The following is a 17,147-nucleotide window of genomic DNA, read 5'->3' as shown; positions in this document are numbered from 1 at the left end:
AACAATCCCTGCCGAAAAGGCAGGGATTTTATGTTTCAACCGTATAAAAATGAGTGTCAGGAACCGCATACTTCGGAATAAACCCGTCTCTGAAATCAGGAAACGCTTTTTGAATTTCATCAATCCATTTTTTTACGTTTTTGATGTACGGCACGTAAATCATATTGACTGTCGCCTCGTCATCAATGTGATAGTACCAGCACAGATTGAATTCGTTCTCCGTGACGAGCGTAAAGCCTGAAAAATGATAAAAAATCAGCGGGGTGTCATTGACATATACAGCCCCGCCGCGCAGGCTGACGTCATATTGCTCAATATTCCACAGCGCCGCATTCGCGCCGATCGACTCCGTGACATGAACGTCTTCAAACTGCGCGGGCCACTTTTCAACATACCTTTGATCACCGTATGTCTTTTTTTCTTCATTCATCTCCACCGTACAATAGGAGATGCAATCCTGCCTCCACTGCCAGACCGCCCGATACGCTTCCCCGGTATTCCGCGCGCCGACAAACCCGGTGTTGTACTGCCCTGTCAGCTTGTAATAAGACGCAAACCGTTCTGAATTGCGGTGATCCGTCAGAAAAAGGGAAGCATCCGGCTTTTCCGCAAACAGCTCGCCCGCATCTGAGAAGAAAAAGAGATCGGTGTCCAAGTGTGCAAAATATTCGGCTTCATCATACTCCGTCATCACATGGAACAGAAATGCCGGTTTCAGCGTCCAGCAATATTCATGAAACGTCCGGCCGCCCTTTGCTTCAAGCAGCTCCGGGTCCTCCATTTCATGAAGCTGAACCGCCGTGACATGTTCCCACGGCACCTGCTGAAGCAGTTCGTACGCTTTCTGATCGACACACAGCACATACAGATGAAAATCCCGGCAATGCTCATGGAGAGAATGAATCATCGGCATCAGTTTAAAGATATGCGTTCTGGAAACAATGGTTGAAAAATGATATTTACTCACCATATCACATCCAATTTATTTAAGATCCACATGCAGTAAATCAGCAGCCAGCGCTTTGAACGCCCTTGCAAAGTGCGTGACGCCCAGCTTTTTTTCCGCTTTTGCCAAAAGCTTTCCGACCTCCGGCAGATTGAAGCTGTTCGCCGTGATCCGCGGGCTTTTCGTCTTCCAGTCCGGGTCGAGGTTGCGGTCTTTAACCGCGTGCAGCAGCTCGAGAAAAATGTGCAGCAGGCTTTCATATTTCTCATAATCAAGCAGCACTTCGATGTCTGCCATCATGCTGTTGGTTAACTCCGCGTCAAACGGGCCGTTAAACGCGAGGTGCACGTCAAGCGAACGAATGTCATTGTACTTGTCGCACATGTACGCGATATTCGCCCTGATATCATCAACGGAAGCGCAGTTGCTCGGATGCTCCTGATGGACGCTCATGATATCGCGCCGCAGCTGAAATCTCATTCCCGACTGATGAAGCCTGATGCCGAGATCATAATCTTCAAAGCCGTATCTGACAATGCCTTCATCAAACAGCCCGAGATCTGCCACGTGCTGTCTCTTGACTGACGAATTGTTCGTAATGAAAAAACGCCACGGCAGACGGTAGCCTTTCAAATCATCTCCGTATTTTTCCAAAATGCTTTTCAGCACACGGATAAAGTCGGTATCTAAATCAAAGCATTGGTCAAGAAAACTTCCGTCTCTGATGTCACTTTCATCAAGGAGCGGCTCTTTATCGCCCGGCAGCTCTTCATACAGTTCGGCGAGTTTCTCCTTATGCTCTTTTTCAAAACGGTCATAATAAAAGCTGTAAATCCGCTTCCAGAACATACCGCATACGACAAGATCGTCCCGGTTCTCATGAGCCTTGATATGCTTCGCCACCAAATCCTTTTCGGCAAGCATGTCGCTGTCATGGAAGATCAAAATATCGCCTCTGGCATTGCGGACCGCCTGATTCCGTCCGTAAGCGATCCCTCTGTTTTCTTTAATTCTCACAAAAATCAGCGGAAAATTCGCGCTGAATGATTCAAGCATGGATAAGGTTCCGTCTTCCGAACCGTTGTCAGCCACAATCACTTCGAACGGCTCTGTGCATTCCTGTTCATTCAGGGACAGCAGGCTGTTATAAAGCCGCTCCTTGGAATTATATGCGGGAACAATGACGCTTGCCTTCACTTTTCGTTCACTTCCTGTATATGATCATTTATTTGTTATCATCCTCAGATGCAAAGCCGCTGAACTCCGGGCAGACGGCGCTGACCGTCCCGATCACCCGCTTCAGAATGTCCTGATAAAGCTGATGGACAAACGGCAGGTCGGTCCGGTCCGTCTCATGAATCTGCCGAATGTCGCCGGCTGTAACGATCCGGTATCCGCTGAAATGATAGAAAATCAGCGGACTTCCGTCTTCGAGCACAAGACGCCCGTCCTTCCATGAAAACGTGTGGCGGCCGTAATTCCAATGGCCGATATTCACGCCGGGCGTGGTGATGTCACACACATTCGGGAACAGGCCGGACATGTAATCCAAGTAGCCTTGATCTCCGAATTTTCCTTCGCCCGGCGCATTTTTGCATTCTTCCAGGCAGCGTTCTTTCCACCATCTGAGACAATCTGTGCCGGCACTGTCGGTTTTGAAGCTGAGAAAACCGGAATTATACCGGCCTAAAAGACGCTGCAGCATGTCGATTTCCTGTTTTCCAAATGAGGGAATGACGATATCGCCCCGTGACAGAAGCACCGAACAATCCGGCTGATTGTCAAAAATCGCGCGCGGATCAGCGAAGAAAAACAAATCGGCATCAATGTACGTGACACGCTCTAATTCCGGATGTCCGTCCAGCACGAATTCGAGAAATACCGGCTTCACCGTCCAGCAGTATTCGCTCTGATCCCTCGTCCGCTTCAGTTCAAGGAGCTCCTCATTTTCCAGTGCGGACACCTGAATCAAGGTGACATTATCCTGCCGCATTGCCTGAAGCACGTCATAGGTGTCTTGGTCCATACACAAAGTAAAAATGGGGGCGTCCGCCTGAACCGCTTTCAATGAGCCGAACAAAGCGATAGCCTGATACAGCCTTCCTTTTGATAAAACTGTGCAATATGCGCTTGTCACGTCTTTCTCTCACCTCTGTTTCTGTTACTTTTGAAAAAAGGCTTTATACCATTTGATCGTTTTTTCCAATCCTTCATCAATGGTATGTGCGGGTGTCCAATTCAGAAGCTTCCTCGCCTTTTCCGCCGATAAATATTGGTGCTTGATTTCATGGCTTCCCTGGTTGAGCACTTTCGGCTTGAGGTCACTGTCCATGGCCTTAAGAATTTTTTCTACAAGCTCCAGCACCGTCAGCTGAATCTCATTGCTGAAGTTGAACGCTTCTCCCGCAAGATTGAGCTCCTCCATCTTTTCCGCCAGCAAAAGGTATGCCTCGACCGCATCCTCGATGTAAAAATAATCACGGATAAATGTGCCGTCGCTGCGGATTTCCGGCGCTTCACCGTTCAGCACGAGCTGAATCGTCTGCGGAATAATCCGGTTGAAGTTCAAATCTCCGCCGCCGTACAAGTTGCCGCAGCGCGTAATACAGACCGGAAGTCCGTACGTATTAAAATATGTGTGGCTTAACAAATCGGCACAGCTTTTTGATACGTCATACGGATGTTTGCCCTGAAGAGGCATGTTTTCATCGTACGGCAGTGTCGGCTGGTCGCCGTACGCTTTATCACTGGACGCGACGATCACCCGCTTGATGAGCGGATGCCTGCGGCACGCTTCAAGGATGTTCCATGTGCCAAGAATATTGGCTTCAAATGTGGAAATCGGATTGCGGTTTGCAACGCCGACGATCGCCTGAGCGGCTAAATGAAAGACCGTGTCAATTTCATATTCGCCCAGCGCCCGCTCAATCACATCCAGATCTTCAAGCGCGCCCTGCACGATATTCATTTGCTTCACTTGTTCTCCCTGATACAGGTTCGACTTGGGCACAGTGTCACGGACAAGTCCCGTCACATTGGCCCCCTGATCGATCAGTTCCTTCACCAAGCAGCTTCCTAAAAGACCTGTACATCCCGTCACAAACACATTTTTATTTTTCCAGAAACTCAAACTTGATCACCATACCTTCCATACATGTTGTCCCCGGTCCCACATCTTGTTGATTTCCAGCAGGTTTTTATACGTATCGATCGCCGTCCAGAAACCGTAATGCCGGTATACCGCCAATTCGCCGTCTTTCGCCAGCTCCTTCAGCGGTTCTTCTTCAAACATGACATCCCTGTCTTTCGGCAGATAATCAAATACCTTCGGGCTGAGCACGAAAAATCCGCCGTTGATGATGCCGTCACTTGAGGTTTTTTCAGAAAAGCTTTTCGCCATGCCGTCTTCAACCGTCAGCGTTCCGAATTGCGAGGTCTTTTCTATACCGGTGACGGTCACCGCAGTCCCTTTTGATTGATGATAGCTGATCAGATGAAACAGGTTGATGTTGGCCAGTCCGTCCCCGTACGTCATAAGAAAGGTTTCATCACCGATGATGTCCTTCGCCTGTAAAAGCCGCCCCGCTGTCTGCGTGTGTTCCCCCGTGTCTAAAAAAGTGATTTTCCACGGCTCGGATTTTCCCAATATCCGCACTTCTCCGGTAGAGCTGTCCAGCGTCATGCTGTGATTCTTCCAGTCATAATCTAAGAAATATTCCTTAATCATCTCTCCTTTGAAACCAAGAAGCAGGATAAATTCGTTCACGCCATAGTATTGATAGAGTTTCATAATATGCCATAGAATCGGTTTGCCGCCTATCATGGCGAGCGGTTTGGGACGTTCATTGGTGATTTCGCTCATTCTCGTTCCTTTTCCGCCGCAGAGAATGACTGCTTTCATCTCTACCCCTCTTCTCTGTGAATATTGGATTCGAAACCGCCCGTATAAGAGAAACCAACCCGATAATTTGTCCGATTCTCTATCACCGGTTTCAAAATCTACTGTAAGATATGAGAGATTGGCGCCCTTTGTGACCAAAAGCTCTCTCTTTTTTCAGATTGGTGAAGATACACACAAAAAAAGAGCCTTACGGAAATTCCGTAAGGCTCTTTCTATTATTTATTATCCTGATTCAGCTTTTCTTTGCCGTAATGATATTTAGACGGATCAACCGGCGTAAAGTCGCTCAATTTGTGGAATCTGAGCAAGTCTTTGTACATCACGCTGTCAGACAGCTTCAGCTGCTCTGTGACTCTGGCTTTCAGGTTTTTCGTTTCCTGATTGCCTTTCAGTTCTTTTCCTGTCTTCGTATCGTATACGACATTGGAGATGGAAGTATATTTCGGCGTGACGTAATCTCCGTTACGGAACGTCACCGTATCATCATGGTCTTTCGAGAAGAGATCGGTGCCGAAATTAATATATTTCTTAGAATCGATGCCTTCCAAGTGAAGGATCGTCGGCACAACGTCCATTTCACCGCCGTACGTATGGTTCACCCCGCCTTTTTTGCCGGGGATGCGAAGCATAAGCGGCACACGCTGATTCTGCGCGTTTTGATAAGGCGTAATTTCTTTGCCGAGAATTTCTTTCATCGCGCGGTTATGGTTTTCAGAGATTCCGTAGTGGTCTCCGTAAAGCATAATCACCGAGTTGTCATATAAACCGGATGACTTCAGATCTTTAAAGAACTGTTCAAGCGCCTCGTCGAGATAACGCGCCGTCTGGAAATAGTCATCCACAGTCGCGTCGCCCGTTTTCGCTTTTTCGATCGTTGCGTCTTTTTCATCAAGCGTAAACGGATAATGGTTCGTCAGCGTGAGCAAATGCGCGTAGAACGGCTGTTTCAGCGATTGAAGCTTCGGAATGGATTCTTTGAAGAATGGTTTATCCTTCAGTCCCATATTGACAAGGTTGTCATCAGACATATCGTATGTGCTGGCGTCAAAGAATTTATCGTAGCCGATATGTTTGTAAATCTGGTCACGGTTCCAGAATGATTTGTAGTCACCGTGTAAAACGGCGCTTGTATAGCCCTCACTTTGGTCAAGGATGGCAGGAAGCGATTGATACGTGTTTTCCCCTTTTGTCACGAAGGCTGACCCTTCAGGCAGTCCGAACAGGCTGTTATCCATCATCAGCTCGGCGTCAGATGTTTTACCTTGGCCCGTTTGGTGGAAAAAGTTATCAAAGTACGTCATGTCCTCTCCGCCGCGGGCGAGTTTATTCAGGAACGGCGTGACTTCTTTTCCGTCAAGTTTGTAGTTGATCAAAAACGATTGGAAACTTTCCAAGTGAATCTTAATAATGTTTTTGCCTTTGGCCTTGCCGAAATACTCGGCGTTCGGCTTCGCATAATGCGACGATGTGTAGTTTTCAACGCTCGTCAGGTCATCGCTGCTGGCATATGCCCGCTGGGATTCCGTCTGCGCCGTCTGTACGCCGTCATAAATCGTGTAATTATAAAGGCCTAAGTATTTTACAATGTAATTGCGGTCAAACGTTCTTGTCAGCAGCTCCGGGCGGTCCTCTTCGGCAATCGCCAGGTTCACGAAGAACAAAACAATACCCGTCACGATAATTAATGACGTATACCGTTTTTTCAGCTTGAATTCCTTCAGCTCACGTCTCCACACCAGAAGCGCGATTAAAATAATAATATCAACAAAGTATAAAATATCATGGCCGGACATAATGCTGAAGATGCCGTCTCCCATATTTCCCACATTACCGGATTGCTTTAAGTTCGGGAATGTCAAGAAATCATCGAAGAATCGATAGAATAGGATATTTGCATACAAAATAAACGTCATGATGAAATCAATAATCACCATGATAATCGCTGATTTGCGGCCTTTCGCAAACAATGCCAGTCCTAAAAAGAAAATGGCGCTTGAGAACGGATTGATCACAAGCAGAAACTGCTGCGTCGGACCCTTCACCCCAAGGTTGAATTCAGCATGATAGGCTAAATACGTTTTGGCCCAAAACAAAATAATAGCCAGTACAAAAAAACTAAGTCTGTAAGAAAATAATTTCTTCATGGCAACCTCTACTTTCCTAAACACTTTAAATCTGTATTCTTACTTTTTGCTTCAATTCCTGCTTTCCGAGCAAAACGAAAGCATCACACAGCCCCATAAACACACCATTTAAAAAAACGATATATTTATCATTCGTGTCATGCCCATTGAACATCTTATCCCGCCAGCCATTAGACGCAGGATATCCGTTCTTCGTTTCACATTTTTTTCTGGCATTAAAAGGTACCGTATCAGACCGGGTCTGAAAATAGGAGATACCAAATATAAGAATAACACAAACTTCTAAAAACGAAAAATGAATATCAAAGACAGCCGCCCAACAGGCGGGCTGAAGTTATTGTATGCAAAGGGGTTGAAAAACTTGAAGGTTTTTTTGGCTGATGTAAAAAAAGGACTGGAGTCATCCAGTCCTTTTCATCAAATCGCTCAAATCCCCGCCCAAACATCTTTTGCGTAAATGCCTTTTGTCTGGAGGTCCAAAAGCCATTCTTGCGCTTGCCGTTCGTCTGTTTCGTGGACCGACTGATACGCTTTTTGCAGCGTTGCCTCTACATCGGGCGCCATTTTGCTGCCGTCGCCGCATACGTAGAGATGCCCTCCCCGGCCGAGGATGGAAATTAAAGCGCCGGCGTCTTTCGCCATTAAGTGCTGCACATACGTTTTCGGTACGCCTTCTTTGCGGGAGAAAGCCGTATGAAGCGTCACGATTCCGTCTTTTTCATAAGCTTCAAGCTCGTCACGGTAAATAAAATCATGATCGTTTCTGCATCCGAAATACAGATGAGCCTCCCCCAGCTCTTTTCCTTCTTTTTTTAACGCCGCCCGGGCTTGCAGAAATCCGCGGAACGGGGCGACTCCTGTGCCGGGACCGACCATAATAATCGGTTTTTCCGGATCTTCCGGCAGCCGGAATCGTGTTTCCGGAGTGCGGACAAACATCACGATACCATCCTCAGGGCGGCGGTCCGCTAAATAATTCGAAGCGACTCCGCGATACTCACCCAAACCGCTCCGGGCGGGGCCGCGAACGACGCCGACGGTAATTGAAGCCTGCCCGGGATGTTTCCGGGGCGAACTTGAAATCGAATAATACCGCGGCTTCAACGGGCGCAAAAGCTCCAGAAATCGCTCAAACGGAAGTTCACACGCTTCATATTTTTCAAGGAGATCGAGCATCGAGACGCGCGATGTTAAGATTTGCTCCTGATAGACGCCCTCCTCAAGAAAATCTTCCAATTCCCGTTTGTGCGGCGGGCAGACCGTATAAGCGGCCATTTCCCGGATTTGAGCCCTTGATGCCGCTTCCTGCAATTCGACACAGCTGCTCAGAAGATCATGCAGCCTGACCGGCCGATCGAGCGGGAGATGAGCCGCGCTCTGTCCGCTGGCTGTCAGCAGCACTTGATCATTCCCGTTCAGATTGAACCGGCGGAGAACACGGCTGACCTGCTCTTTGCTGTTTACCGGCAGCACGCCGAGATGATCCCCTTCATGATAGGCAGCCTCTTTCGGCAGAGTGATTTCGATATGCCTTGTGCTCCGGCCGCTTTCCGGCGCCTGAAGTTCCCTGTTTTCCGCAACGGATGCGTAAACCGCTTCATACGTCTGTGCCAAAGGAGACCCGCCAAGCCCGCTGACAAATTGAAGGCCCAGCGCACTTCGCTCTTTTTCGGCATTTTCATTCAGCTTGAGACCGAATGCCTTCATGGCGTCCGTCCACATGCTTTTTTTCCATTCATCAAGCTTTCCTTCAAAATCGCCGCTGACGTCCCCCTCGCCTCGGGAGGAAAAGCGTTCCGCCCCTTTTTCGGCAAGCTTCTCATCAATAAGCCTCGGTACAGCCTGATATGTCGCCGCCCAGTTATGATCACCGCAGCCGAAGACGGCATATCGGACGCCTTCCAGTTCCCCGGGTTTGACTTCTTCAAGCCATTGAACGAATTGTCCCGCGTTGCTCGGAGGCTTTCCGTTATAAGAGGACGTAATGATCAAGAGAGCTCCTTCTTTCGGCAGTTTTCCGATCCGGTCATTTAAAGGCGCCGTTTCAGTCCGGACGCCGTGCATCCCGGCAGTATCGGCAAGCTCCCGCGCCACGCCTTCTGCGGTTCCCGTATCTGATCCGTACAGAATCAGAAGCGGTCGGTTATCAAGCCCGATAATGGATGCGCCTTTTGTTTCCCGTTTTTCTTTTTCGACGTCTTCCGCCGCTTTTTCAGCCGCCGGGAGAGCAGCCGCAACGGCTTCTTTGTTTCTCGGCCGCACCCGGATATGAAAGTCGCCGGGCTTGATCGTCAGTGTCTGTTTAATATCGAGCTCATAATCGGTGTGATCGATAAAGGTAAAATGCTGCAGAATCATCCCCAGAACAAGAGTTGCTTCATGCAGGGCGAACTGCATACCGATACACGCCCTCTGACCGTTTCCGAACGGCTTATACGCATGGTGAGGCACTTGATCAGGATGTTCAAACCGCTCCGGATAAAATTCCTCCGCATTGTCTCCCCACGCGTCTTTATCACGGTGAAGCTGGGGAATTAAGACGGAAATTCTGTCTTTCGGCGTGATCGGATATTTCCCGCCGATCACCGTATCCTCTTTCGCATAAAGGCTGAACGCAGGCGCGGTCGGCCATAAACGCAATGACTCCTGCAAAATCATTCGGATATAAGTCAGATCCAGCACTTGTTTATATGAAGGAACGGGATCGGTCAAAACCCGATCGGCTTCTTCATAGGCTTTTTCCAAAACACGGGGATGTTTCAGCAGAAAGTAGATGGCAAAGGAAAGCAGGCCGCTTGTCGTTTCATGGCCGGCAATTAAAAACGTGATGATTTGAAACCGGATATTTTCATCATCAAGTTTTTCGCCCGTTTCCGGGTCTTCCACATTCAGCATTCTGGCCAGCAGATCCTTTTCATCCCGGCCGCCTGACCGGCGCTCTGCGATAATACTGTCTACTAACGAAAACATCGCCTGAATGTCATGATGAAATTGGCGCTTCGTCCTGATCATAAGCTTATCCTGAACATCAAGGCGCTGCATTTGGTGCATCGCTTCATCAAGGGCGCGCACCATGCTGTTGATAAACGGATGAGGCGTTTCCCTATAATAGCTGTTAAACCGATAGTTAAAGCCGCAAAGCCCGATCGTATCGAGCGTCAGGCGGGTCATATCAGCAGGCACATCAACGGCCTCATCCGGGTTGAGCCTAGCCCATTTTTGAATCAGCTGCACCGCGATATCAGTCATCATCGAATGATAATCTTTCATCGCGCGCTGGCTGAAGGTCGGCATCAGAATATTATGCGCCTTTCGCCAGTTAGGCTCATGCGTCCAGCTTGTAAACAGCCCGTCACCGGAAAACGCCCGGACTTTCTCCAAAGCTCCTTCAATGCTTTTATCGAACCGTTCTTCATCACAAACCTCTTTCACCAGTTCATGGCCGGACACGACGATAATGGCGCCCGCCGGGGTATGCAGCTGAAAAATAGGCCCCTGCTCGTTTGCCAGTTTGATCAGCGACATTGTAGGCTTGTCTTTATCAAGCAAAGGAAGATTGCCGAGCGGGCCGAATGTCTTCGGCTGCGGAATCGGACCTGTTTCCTTCATGAATAACACCCTTTCTAACACATTGATGCGTTCCTTCCAACTACATTGCCCTTTTCACCGGCCGATTATCCGCCGTCACGGATCAATCATCGGATTGACGATCGATAACGGTTTTTTCTATACTGGAGAGGCTTGTCAAATACAGAAATAAGGTGAGTTCACATATGGATTTTGAAATCAAGTTTTTATCGTTTTATGTCATTCAAGTGGAAGGAAAAGATGAACAGGCAAACAAACAGTTCAAACATTTCCAGACCCTTGACACGGAAGAATTTGAAGAAAGCGAGCTGAAGGATTTTCTTGACGGGGAATTGAAGAAAATCGTCAAACGGAAAGCCGAACGGCATCCGCAATCCGAGCAAGTCCCAACAAAAATCGGCCATTTTATCACGGAGCCGGGCCATGAGCTTGATTCAAATCCGAATTACAACCTTTTCAACCGCGCCAGACTTGCGGATACGAAGGAAGCATTTATCGAAGCAAGCGAGCAGTTCGTCCGCACTTACCTTGACACGAGCGCTGTGCGCGGCGGTGTTTTTATCGTGGCATCGGCCGTTCCGCGCAAGTATTTTGAAGACAAATTCGTCTTTATGATGAAATGCGATTTCGAGCCGAAGGTCGCCCGCATCTCAGACGCCTCGTCTCTCATTAAAAAGGTCGAAATGGCCATCACGACAAAAAACATGAAAAGCATTCAATATCCGTATATGCCGGAAGAAGGCATGACGGAAGAGCATGAGCTGAAAATCCACCAGGCCTCGCACGCCCGTTATTTCGAAGATTTTCTCAAATTTGTCGAATACGGCGAATCGATGCCGGAAATCATGAAAAACCAAGTCATGAACATGGTGCAGGAACACGTGTATGAAACTTTTGAAGAAAACAGCGAAGAGCTTCAGCAGTTTGAGCACGACATTGAAATTTGGGAAGCGAGTGAAAAGCGGGAAATTCAGGAGCGCCTCGACACCCATCAAGTCATCGAGGCATCCGCGCAGATCATTGAACACACGCCGGAAGCCGAGCTGAAAATGAAAGTCGGAGAAACAGAGATTAAAGGATTACTGGCTGATTTCGGCGAATCCATCCATCTCGCAAAAGTGAACGGGCGCTATGTCGCGCTCATTGAGGCGGAGACGATCTCGTTTGAAAAAGGCAGTTCGCCGGTGGAGTTTCACAAGCCTGAGGGGCTGCATGAGGTGATTGAACGGATACGGAATAAATCTGAACAAGACTGACAAAAGTCCAGACGCCATGTTCTGGACTTTCTTTATTTAATAAGGCTCTTTGAGCAATCGATAGCATTCACTGATGATGTCTTGGACGCCGGGCGTTCCCTTTATCTCGCGGCGGACGATTTCAGATGAGAGATTCTGCACCTGTAATGCCCGCTCCGCCCGTCTTTCGAAGTATGCTTGACATGCAGTTTCATGGTTTTCGTGTTTTTGCAGTTCTTCACTAAGCACAATCGCGTCTTCAATCGCCATCGCCGCTCCCTGCGCCAATGTCGGCGCTCCTGCATGGACGGCATCCCCGCCCAGAACGACGCGGCCTCTGTGCCACGGTTCTTTAACCGCCATCTGCTCAATCTTATGAAACAAAACGGGATATTCCTTTGACATATTCTCTGTCACAAACTTCACTCCCGGAATTCCGCGCAGCAAGTCTTTCACCCGTTCAAAACGCGTGTCCTCGTCATCCCTGAAGTCAGCGTCATACGGCCGGATGATAAATACGTATCCTGTTTTTTCAGAGAGCGGCACGACTCCGACCTGCGTCTGCCCTTTTTTATACATCAGTGTCGAATCATGAAATATCGGCTCGGGAAAAGAAATGTAAAATCTGTGCGCTCCCATGCCGAGATACTCTGTTTTCACTTCTCTTTGCAGCATTTGATCGCGGACAGCGGAGCGGATGCCGTCAAAGCCGGCGAGGATGTCAGCCGTCATCGCGGTTCCGTCTGCACAATGCACCGTTATTTCATCTGCCGTTTCTTCGTAAGACACGACTTTTTTACCGAGCAGAATCGTGACCCCCGCCGCTTCAGCATGCTTTTTGAGGATATCGTTTAACGTTTGCCGCAATATATTATTCCGCCCCGGCAATGAATCATCTAAAAACGCCTCACTCACTTTAAACTGCAGCGTTCCGTTTTCATCATGCTGCTTCAGCCATTCCGTTTGAAAGCCGTGTTGACAGCATTCATCATACACACCGATTTCCCGAAGCACCCGCAGCGCATTTTGAGGCTGGAGAATGCCCGCTCCGCTTTTTCGCATGTCGGACGCCGCCTCGCAAAGGGTCACTTCAAAACCCGCTCTGCCGAGAGAAATCGCTGCGGACAGGCCGCCGATCCCTCCGCCCGCTATGATGATCTTTTTCACTTCATGGTTCATCACGATACCGCCTTCTCTATTTATTTATCACTTATTAACTATTAGCCACCTTACTATATAGGCTGAAAAACTGTCAATCTTTATAAGTTGCCTTTTGAATCCGGCAAGCTTATACTTTGAATCACTAAAATGGTACGGAGGCTTACAAAAATGGAGTTGAGACATTTGCCGGATTACTCGCAGATTGCCGGACGCGCTGAGATTTACGCCGATATGGATGCTGAATCATTGAAAACATTTTTGACGTTATTTGATATGTCTAAAAAAATGAATCAGGTCATGGAGCATTATTTCTCAAGTCACGGATTGTCCGAAGGGAAATTCAAAATTTTAATGTTTCTGTTTGACGCACCCGGACACAGCCTGAGTCCGACAGAACTGGCGAAAAAATCCAACGTCACCAAAGCGACCATCACCGGATTGATCGACGGACTCGCACGGGACGGCTTTGTAAACCGCAGCCGGCATACCGGCGACAGACGAAAAATCAGCATCGAACTCACAAAAGAAGGAAAAGAAAAGCTGATGCTGTTTCTTCCCGGCCACTTCTCCAACATTTCAGGAGTCATGGAAAGCTTCACCGCTGAACAAAAAGCGGAATTGACAAAAATGCTTGAAGTATTATTTGATAAGCTTCTGCTGTTTTCCGGCGGCAGAACATAAAAAGGCGCCCCTCTCAGCAGGGCGCCTTTTTCGCGCGGTTAATCATCACTGTTTAAAATTCCGAAAAACCGTAGCAGGTTGATAAACAGGTTAATAAAGTCGATATAAAGCGTCAATGCCATCAAAGGAATCAGGTCAGCCGTGATGTCCCGGTGCTTGATCTGGTTCAGATCGTATAAGATGTACATTGAAAACACAATCGTCCCGATGACGGAATACGCCATCATGGCGGCGGAATTCAGCGGGCTGAAAATATTAAAGATCCCCACTGCGAGAAGCGCGATGACAGCGACAAGCAAGAAGGACCATAAAAACGACAAGTCCTTTTTCGTCTTAGCGCCGATCGTGCCGAGCACCGCAAAAATCACAAACGAAGAACCGAATGCCTCCAATACGACATAGGCCCCCGCTGCGGACGCATAATGGCTGATGATCGGAAACAGCGTCATTCCGGAAATAAAAGCGAATGAAAAGACAAACACATATCCGACGGCTTTTTTTCGGCGCAGCCAAAATGCGGCGATGATCATGACGACCTCTAAGACCGACAGCGGCAGCATCAATGCCGGCGGAATAAACTGGCCGGTATACAGGCCGATAGTCGCAACTAACAGTGTAAACACAAATACCGTTATAATGCGCTGCATAATAGATTGTTTGCTCTCATAAGCAGCAGTTTGCATGTCAAAAGTCCTCCCAAAAAATGATCGTGATAGGTCTATTATAAATAAAATGGGAGAAATTCGCATGATTTTAAGAAGATTTTAAGGATGTCAGGCCTGACGTTTTGCTGCGCACTCCTGCATATCCATGAAATCATGCAGTTTTTTCGTCAAGCCGCCGTGCCCGAATCGGATCTTCCCCTTCTGCCCCGGCATTTTCGCGAAATCGAGGAATGCCAGCACATAAAGACGCCTGACGGGAATCGGAATGACGCCCGCATCATAAAACCAGCCGTCAATTGTATTGAGCACGCCTTTGTTAATGCCGTATTGCTTCGTGCACCAATGCAGAAAGCGCACTTCGGGCAGGTGCAGATACCGGCTCTCCCGGAAAGGAACAGTTGAATGCTTCATATGTACCGCCTCCTGTCATTGGCTGTTTTTTAAGATTGTTTTACTTCTTTGCTCTTCAGGGAAAATCGATATTTCTCCACCTTATCAATTTGTGTCACTTGGGAATTATGAACCGTGATCTGAACAGTCCCGAAATCGAGCGTTTCCAGCGCGCTGATAATCTTTTCGATCACATGCGGATCTACGTTTCCTTTGGACGTCATCATGCTCCCCCTTTATGTCTGGCCGTTCGTCTTTTGACAATGAGTGTTTTAATTCATACTATTCTGATAAGAAATATATAATTATACTATTATGTTTTCATTCAGAAATCAATAACATTTACACAATTTTTGGATATGTTTTCTTTGCGAAAACTTTCACTTCCTTCGCTTTGATTTAAACCGTGTCATCCCGAAATCGACTCCCAAGGCGTCATATAGCTGTTTTTAAGAACGCAATCTTCAAGTTCCGACATATTTACATTGTTTTCCGCTGACAAAAAAAGCGCCCCGCCTCTGGACGGAGCACCCTTTTTTCTATGCTTTTGCTTCCTCGATCACACATGTGACACCCATGCTGGCGAGCGCCTGCTCCAGGGAGCCGTAAGTTTGATACTCTGAAAAATCAAGCCCCAATTGGATAGAGGTCTGTGCCACATCAGGCCGAATGCCGGAAAACACGGTTCTGATGCCGAGGAGAAATAACGTTTTCGACAGCATATACAATTGCTGCGCCACCATCGTATCGACAATGGGCACACCGGACAGATCAATCACAAGGTTTGTGATCCGTTTGGCGACACAGTTTTCCGGCACCGACTCCAAAATCACGCGTGCCCGTCTCGTATCAATCGATCCGATGAGCGGCAGAGTGCCGATCGTATCCGCGATCAAAATAACCGGACAGCTCAATTCGGAAATAAGCTCCTGCTGAGATGACAGCCTCGCGATCATTAATTTCTGAAACTGTTCAGTAAAATCCGTCATCAGCTGATCAAACGAGCCGTTGACAAGGTGATTCCAGCGGCGGGCATCCTCGTTTGTTACGATGTCCTGATGCTCATCCATAAAACGGGTGACCGCCTCCCAAAAGACGGTTCTTGAATTGCCGATCGCCTCAACGACCTCATGAACCTCCGCGTCTTGCTCCACTCTGCTTTTCGCTACCTGTGCGGCCCATTTTTCTTTGTTATGCTGAAAAACGGCCGGATCTTCCAAAAAAGCGCTTGCGATGACCGTGTTTGTAAAGGTATGCTGCTCGATCAGCAGCCGTTTCATTTCCTCACTTAATTGATCCGCAGAATAAAAACGCCCTCTCAGCTTCCGTCTCAGCTTGAGCCATTTTTCCGTCAGCTCTGCCGAATGTGTAATAATATAATCATGAAGTAATTGGTCTTTGTTCACTGCCGTCTCCTCTTTCAAGAATATGTACTTTTGTCTAAATTATAAATCGGAATCGCCGATCGTACTAGAGAAATTAAAAAAAGCCTGCACATTAAAGCTTTTGATTGCTTTTTTCGGCAGGAGGATACACTATAAAAGAAATGAAACAGGAGGTCAGTATGATGATCAAAAAAATCGCGACAGTTGCCGTATACACTGATGATCAGCAAAAAGCGAAAACATTCTGGACGGAAAAAGCGGGGTTTGAAACCGTCGCCGAGCATCCGATGGGACCGGGCGCCTTCTGGCTTGAGGTAGCGCCCAAAGGAGCCGCCACTCATTTGGTTATTTATCCGAAATCAATGATGAAAGGGGCCGAGCATATGAAGGCTTCTATCGTATTTGAGTGTGAAGATGTCTTTGCCGCATACGAACAGATGAAAAAGAACGGCATCACCTTTTTAGATGAACCTAAACAAATGGAATGGGGCAGCTTCGTGCAATTTAAAGATGAGGATGGTCATGTCTTTCTCCTGAAATCGTAAGCCGTCAGGCATCTCAATTGACTGTGAGAATCATTTTCATTTAAAATGTTGGATAAAGCGTGAAAAGGATTGGAGAGTTGCCAGATGTTCGTGCAAATCAGAAAAATGACCGTAAAAGAAGGACATGCCGACAAAGTAATCGAACGCTTCAGTTCAGAAGGCGTGATTGAAAAGCAGGAAGGTTTGATAGACGTAACGGTCCTGGAAAAAAAAGTCCGCCGCGGTGATGAAGAAGTCGTCGTGTTAATCCGCTGGGAGTCAGAAGACCATTGGAAACAATGGGAAAAAAGCGAAGACCACATCGCGGCCCACAAAGCAAACCAAGGCAAGCCGAAACCTGATTATATGCTTGGGACGGCTGTCGGTATGTATCATGTCAGAGCCGTTAAAACAGGCGTACACGAAAAATAATAAAGAGCATTTGCCCCAGGGGACTGACCCCATAATATGAGACAAACAAAAAACACCTTCAAGTTTGAAAACGGATCGTTGTTATCCGAAATTAG

Annotated in this window: 16 protein-coding genes; 4 read left to right on the top strand and 12 right to left on the bottom strand. The window is 47.7% G+C overall.

Annotated features, from left to right (window positions below; translation table 11 throughout):
• Positions 1 to 28 precede the first annotated feature (28 nt).
• From AC3WTF_RS18715 to AC3WTF_RS18685, 7 genes are all read right to left on the bottom strand, one after another.
• Complete coding sequence (locus AC3WTF_RS18715; RefSeq protein WP_047935430.1) at positions 29 to 967, bottom strand: putative nucleotide-diphospho-sugar transferase; 939 nt, start codon at positions 965 to 967, stop codon at positions 29 to 31.
• 15 nt (positions 968 to 982) lie between these two features.
• The gene (locus tag AC3WTF_RS18710; RefSeq protein WP_020955479.1) at positions 983 to 2,143 is read right to left on the bottom strand and encodes a glycosyltransferase; all 1,161 of its coding nucleotides are present in this window, start codon (positions 2,141 to 2,143) and stop codon (positions 983 to 985) included.
• Between the two features lie 28 nt (positions 2,144 to 2,171).
• Entirely contained in the window at positions 2,172 to 3,083 is a 912-nt protein-coding gene (locus tag AC3WTF_RS18705; RefSeq protein WP_007408949.1) for a putative nucleotide-diphospho-sugar transferase, read from the bottom strand.
• Between the two features lie 24 nt (positions 3,084 to 3,107).
• Complete coding sequence (locus AC3WTF_RS18700; protein WP_020953934.1) at positions 3,108 to 4,076, bottom strand: GDP-mannose 4,6-dehydratase; 969 nt, start codon at positions 4,074 to 4,076, stop codon at positions 3,108 to 3,110.
• Between the two features lie 6 nt (positions 4,077 to 4,082).
• Positions 4,083 to 4,847, bottom strand: a complete 765-nt coding sequence (locus AC3WTF_RS18695; protein WP_492314332.1) for a glucose-1-phosphate cytidylyltransferase — start codon at positions 4,845 to 4,847, stop codon at positions 4,083 to 4,085.
• A 215-nt stretch (positions 4,848 to 5,062) separates the two neighbouring features.
• Positions 5,063 to 6,991 carry a lipoteichoic acid synthase gene (gene ltaS / locus AC3WTF_RS18690; protein ID WP_003155677.1) on the bottom strand — a complete coding sequence of 643 codons (1,929 nt, stop codon included), beginning with the start codon at positions 6,989 to 6,991 and terminating at the stop codon, positions 5,063 to 5,065.
• Positions 6,992 to 7,417: 426 nt separating this feature from the next.
• A complete protein-coding gene (locus AC3WTF_RS18685) occupies positions 7,418 to 10,600 on the bottom strand; it encodes a bifunctional cytochrome P450/NADPH--P450 reductase (protein WP_335433382.1) in 3,183 nt (1,060 codons plus the stop codon).
• A 164-nt stretch (positions 10,601 to 10,764) separates the two neighbouring features.
• Here AC3WTF_RS18685 and AC3WTF_RS18680 point away from each other — a divergent pair, with 164 nt between their 5' ends.
• Positions 10,765 to 11,835, top strand: a complete 1,071-nt coding sequence (locus AC3WTF_RS18680) for a DUF3900 domain-containing protein (RefSeq protein ID WP_007408944.1) — start codon at positions 10,765 to 10,767, stop codon at positions 11,833 to 11,835.
• A gap of 36 nt (positions 11,836 to 11,871) precedes the next feature.
• Here AC3WTF_RS18680 and AC3WTF_RS18675 read toward each other — a convergent pair whose 3' ends face one another.
• On the bottom strand, positions 11,872 to 12,993 hold the full coding sequence (locus tag AC3WTF_RS18675) for an FAD-dependent oxidoreductase (protein WP_106080371.1): 1,122 nt from the start codon (positions 12,991 to 12,993) through the stop codon (positions 11,872 to 11,874).
• A gap of 150 nt (positions 12,994 to 13,143) precedes the next feature.
• Here AC3WTF_RS18675 and AC3WTF_RS18670 point away from each other — a divergent pair, with 150 nt between their 5' ends.
• On the top strand, positions 13,144 to 13,656 hold the full coding sequence (locus AC3WTF_RS18670) for a MarR family winged helix-turn-helix transcriptional regulator (RefSeq protein ID WP_007408942.1): 513 nt from the start codon (positions 13,144 to 13,146) through the stop codon (positions 13,654 to 13,656).
• Between the two features lie 38 nt (positions 13,657 to 13,694).
• Here AC3WTF_RS18670 and AC3WTF_RS18665 read toward each other — a convergent pair whose 3' ends face one another.
• The 4 genes from AC3WTF_RS18665 to AC3WTF_RS18650 form a co-directional block, all read right to left on the bottom strand.
• The gene (locus AC3WTF_RS18665) at positions 13,695 to 14,339 is read right to left on the bottom strand and encodes a Bax inhibitor-1/YccA family protein (protein ID WP_007408941.1); all 645 of its coding nucleotides are present in this window, start codon (positions 14,337 to 14,339) and stop codon (positions 13,695 to 13,697) included.
• 90 nt (positions 14,340 to 14,429) lie between these two features.
• Complete coding sequence (ribR, locus tag AC3WTF_RS18660; RefSeq protein WP_042634947.1) at positions 14,430 to 14,732, bottom strand: FMN riboswitch-binding regulator RibR; 303 nt, start codon at positions 14,730 to 14,732, stop codon at positions 14,430 to 14,432.
• A gap of 29 nt (positions 14,733 to 14,761) precedes the next feature.
• Complete coding sequence (locus AC3WTF_RS18655) at positions 14,762 to 14,935, bottom strand: YezD family protein (protein WP_003155693.1); 174 nt, start codon at positions 14,933 to 14,935, stop codon at positions 14,762 to 14,764.
• A 315-nt stretch (positions 14,936 to 15,250) separates the two neighbouring features.
• A complete protein-coding gene (locus AC3WTF_RS18650; RefSeq protein ID WP_007408939.1) occupies positions 15,251 to 16,117 on the bottom strand; it encodes an STAS domain-containing protein in 867 nt (288 codons plus the stop codon).
• A gap of 161 nt (positions 16,118 to 16,278) precedes the next feature.
• On the opposite strand from AC3WTF_RS18650, the gene AC3WTF_RS18645 reads away from it, so the two are divergent.
• A complete protein-coding gene (locus AC3WTF_RS18645; RefSeq protein WP_007408938.1) occupies positions 16,279 to 16,641 on the top strand; it encodes a VOC family protein in 363 nt (120 codons plus the stop codon).
• An 84-nt stretch (positions 16,642 to 16,725) separates the two neighbouring features.
• On the top strand, positions 16,726 to 17,052 hold the full coding sequence (hmoA, locus tag AC3WTF_RS18640) for a heme-degrading oxygenase HmoA (RefSeq protein WP_492314331.1): 327 nt from the start codon (positions 16,726 to 16,728) through the stop codon (positions 17,050 to 17,052).
• The last annotated feature ends 95 nt before the right edge of the window (positions 17,053 to 17,147 follow it).

The sequence above is a fragment of the Bacillus sp. EB106-06-01-XG163 genome (assembly GCF_058791615.1).
The sequence above is the reverse complement of the archived record's forward strand: the minus strand, read 5'-3'. Positions and strand labels throughout refer to the sequence as shown.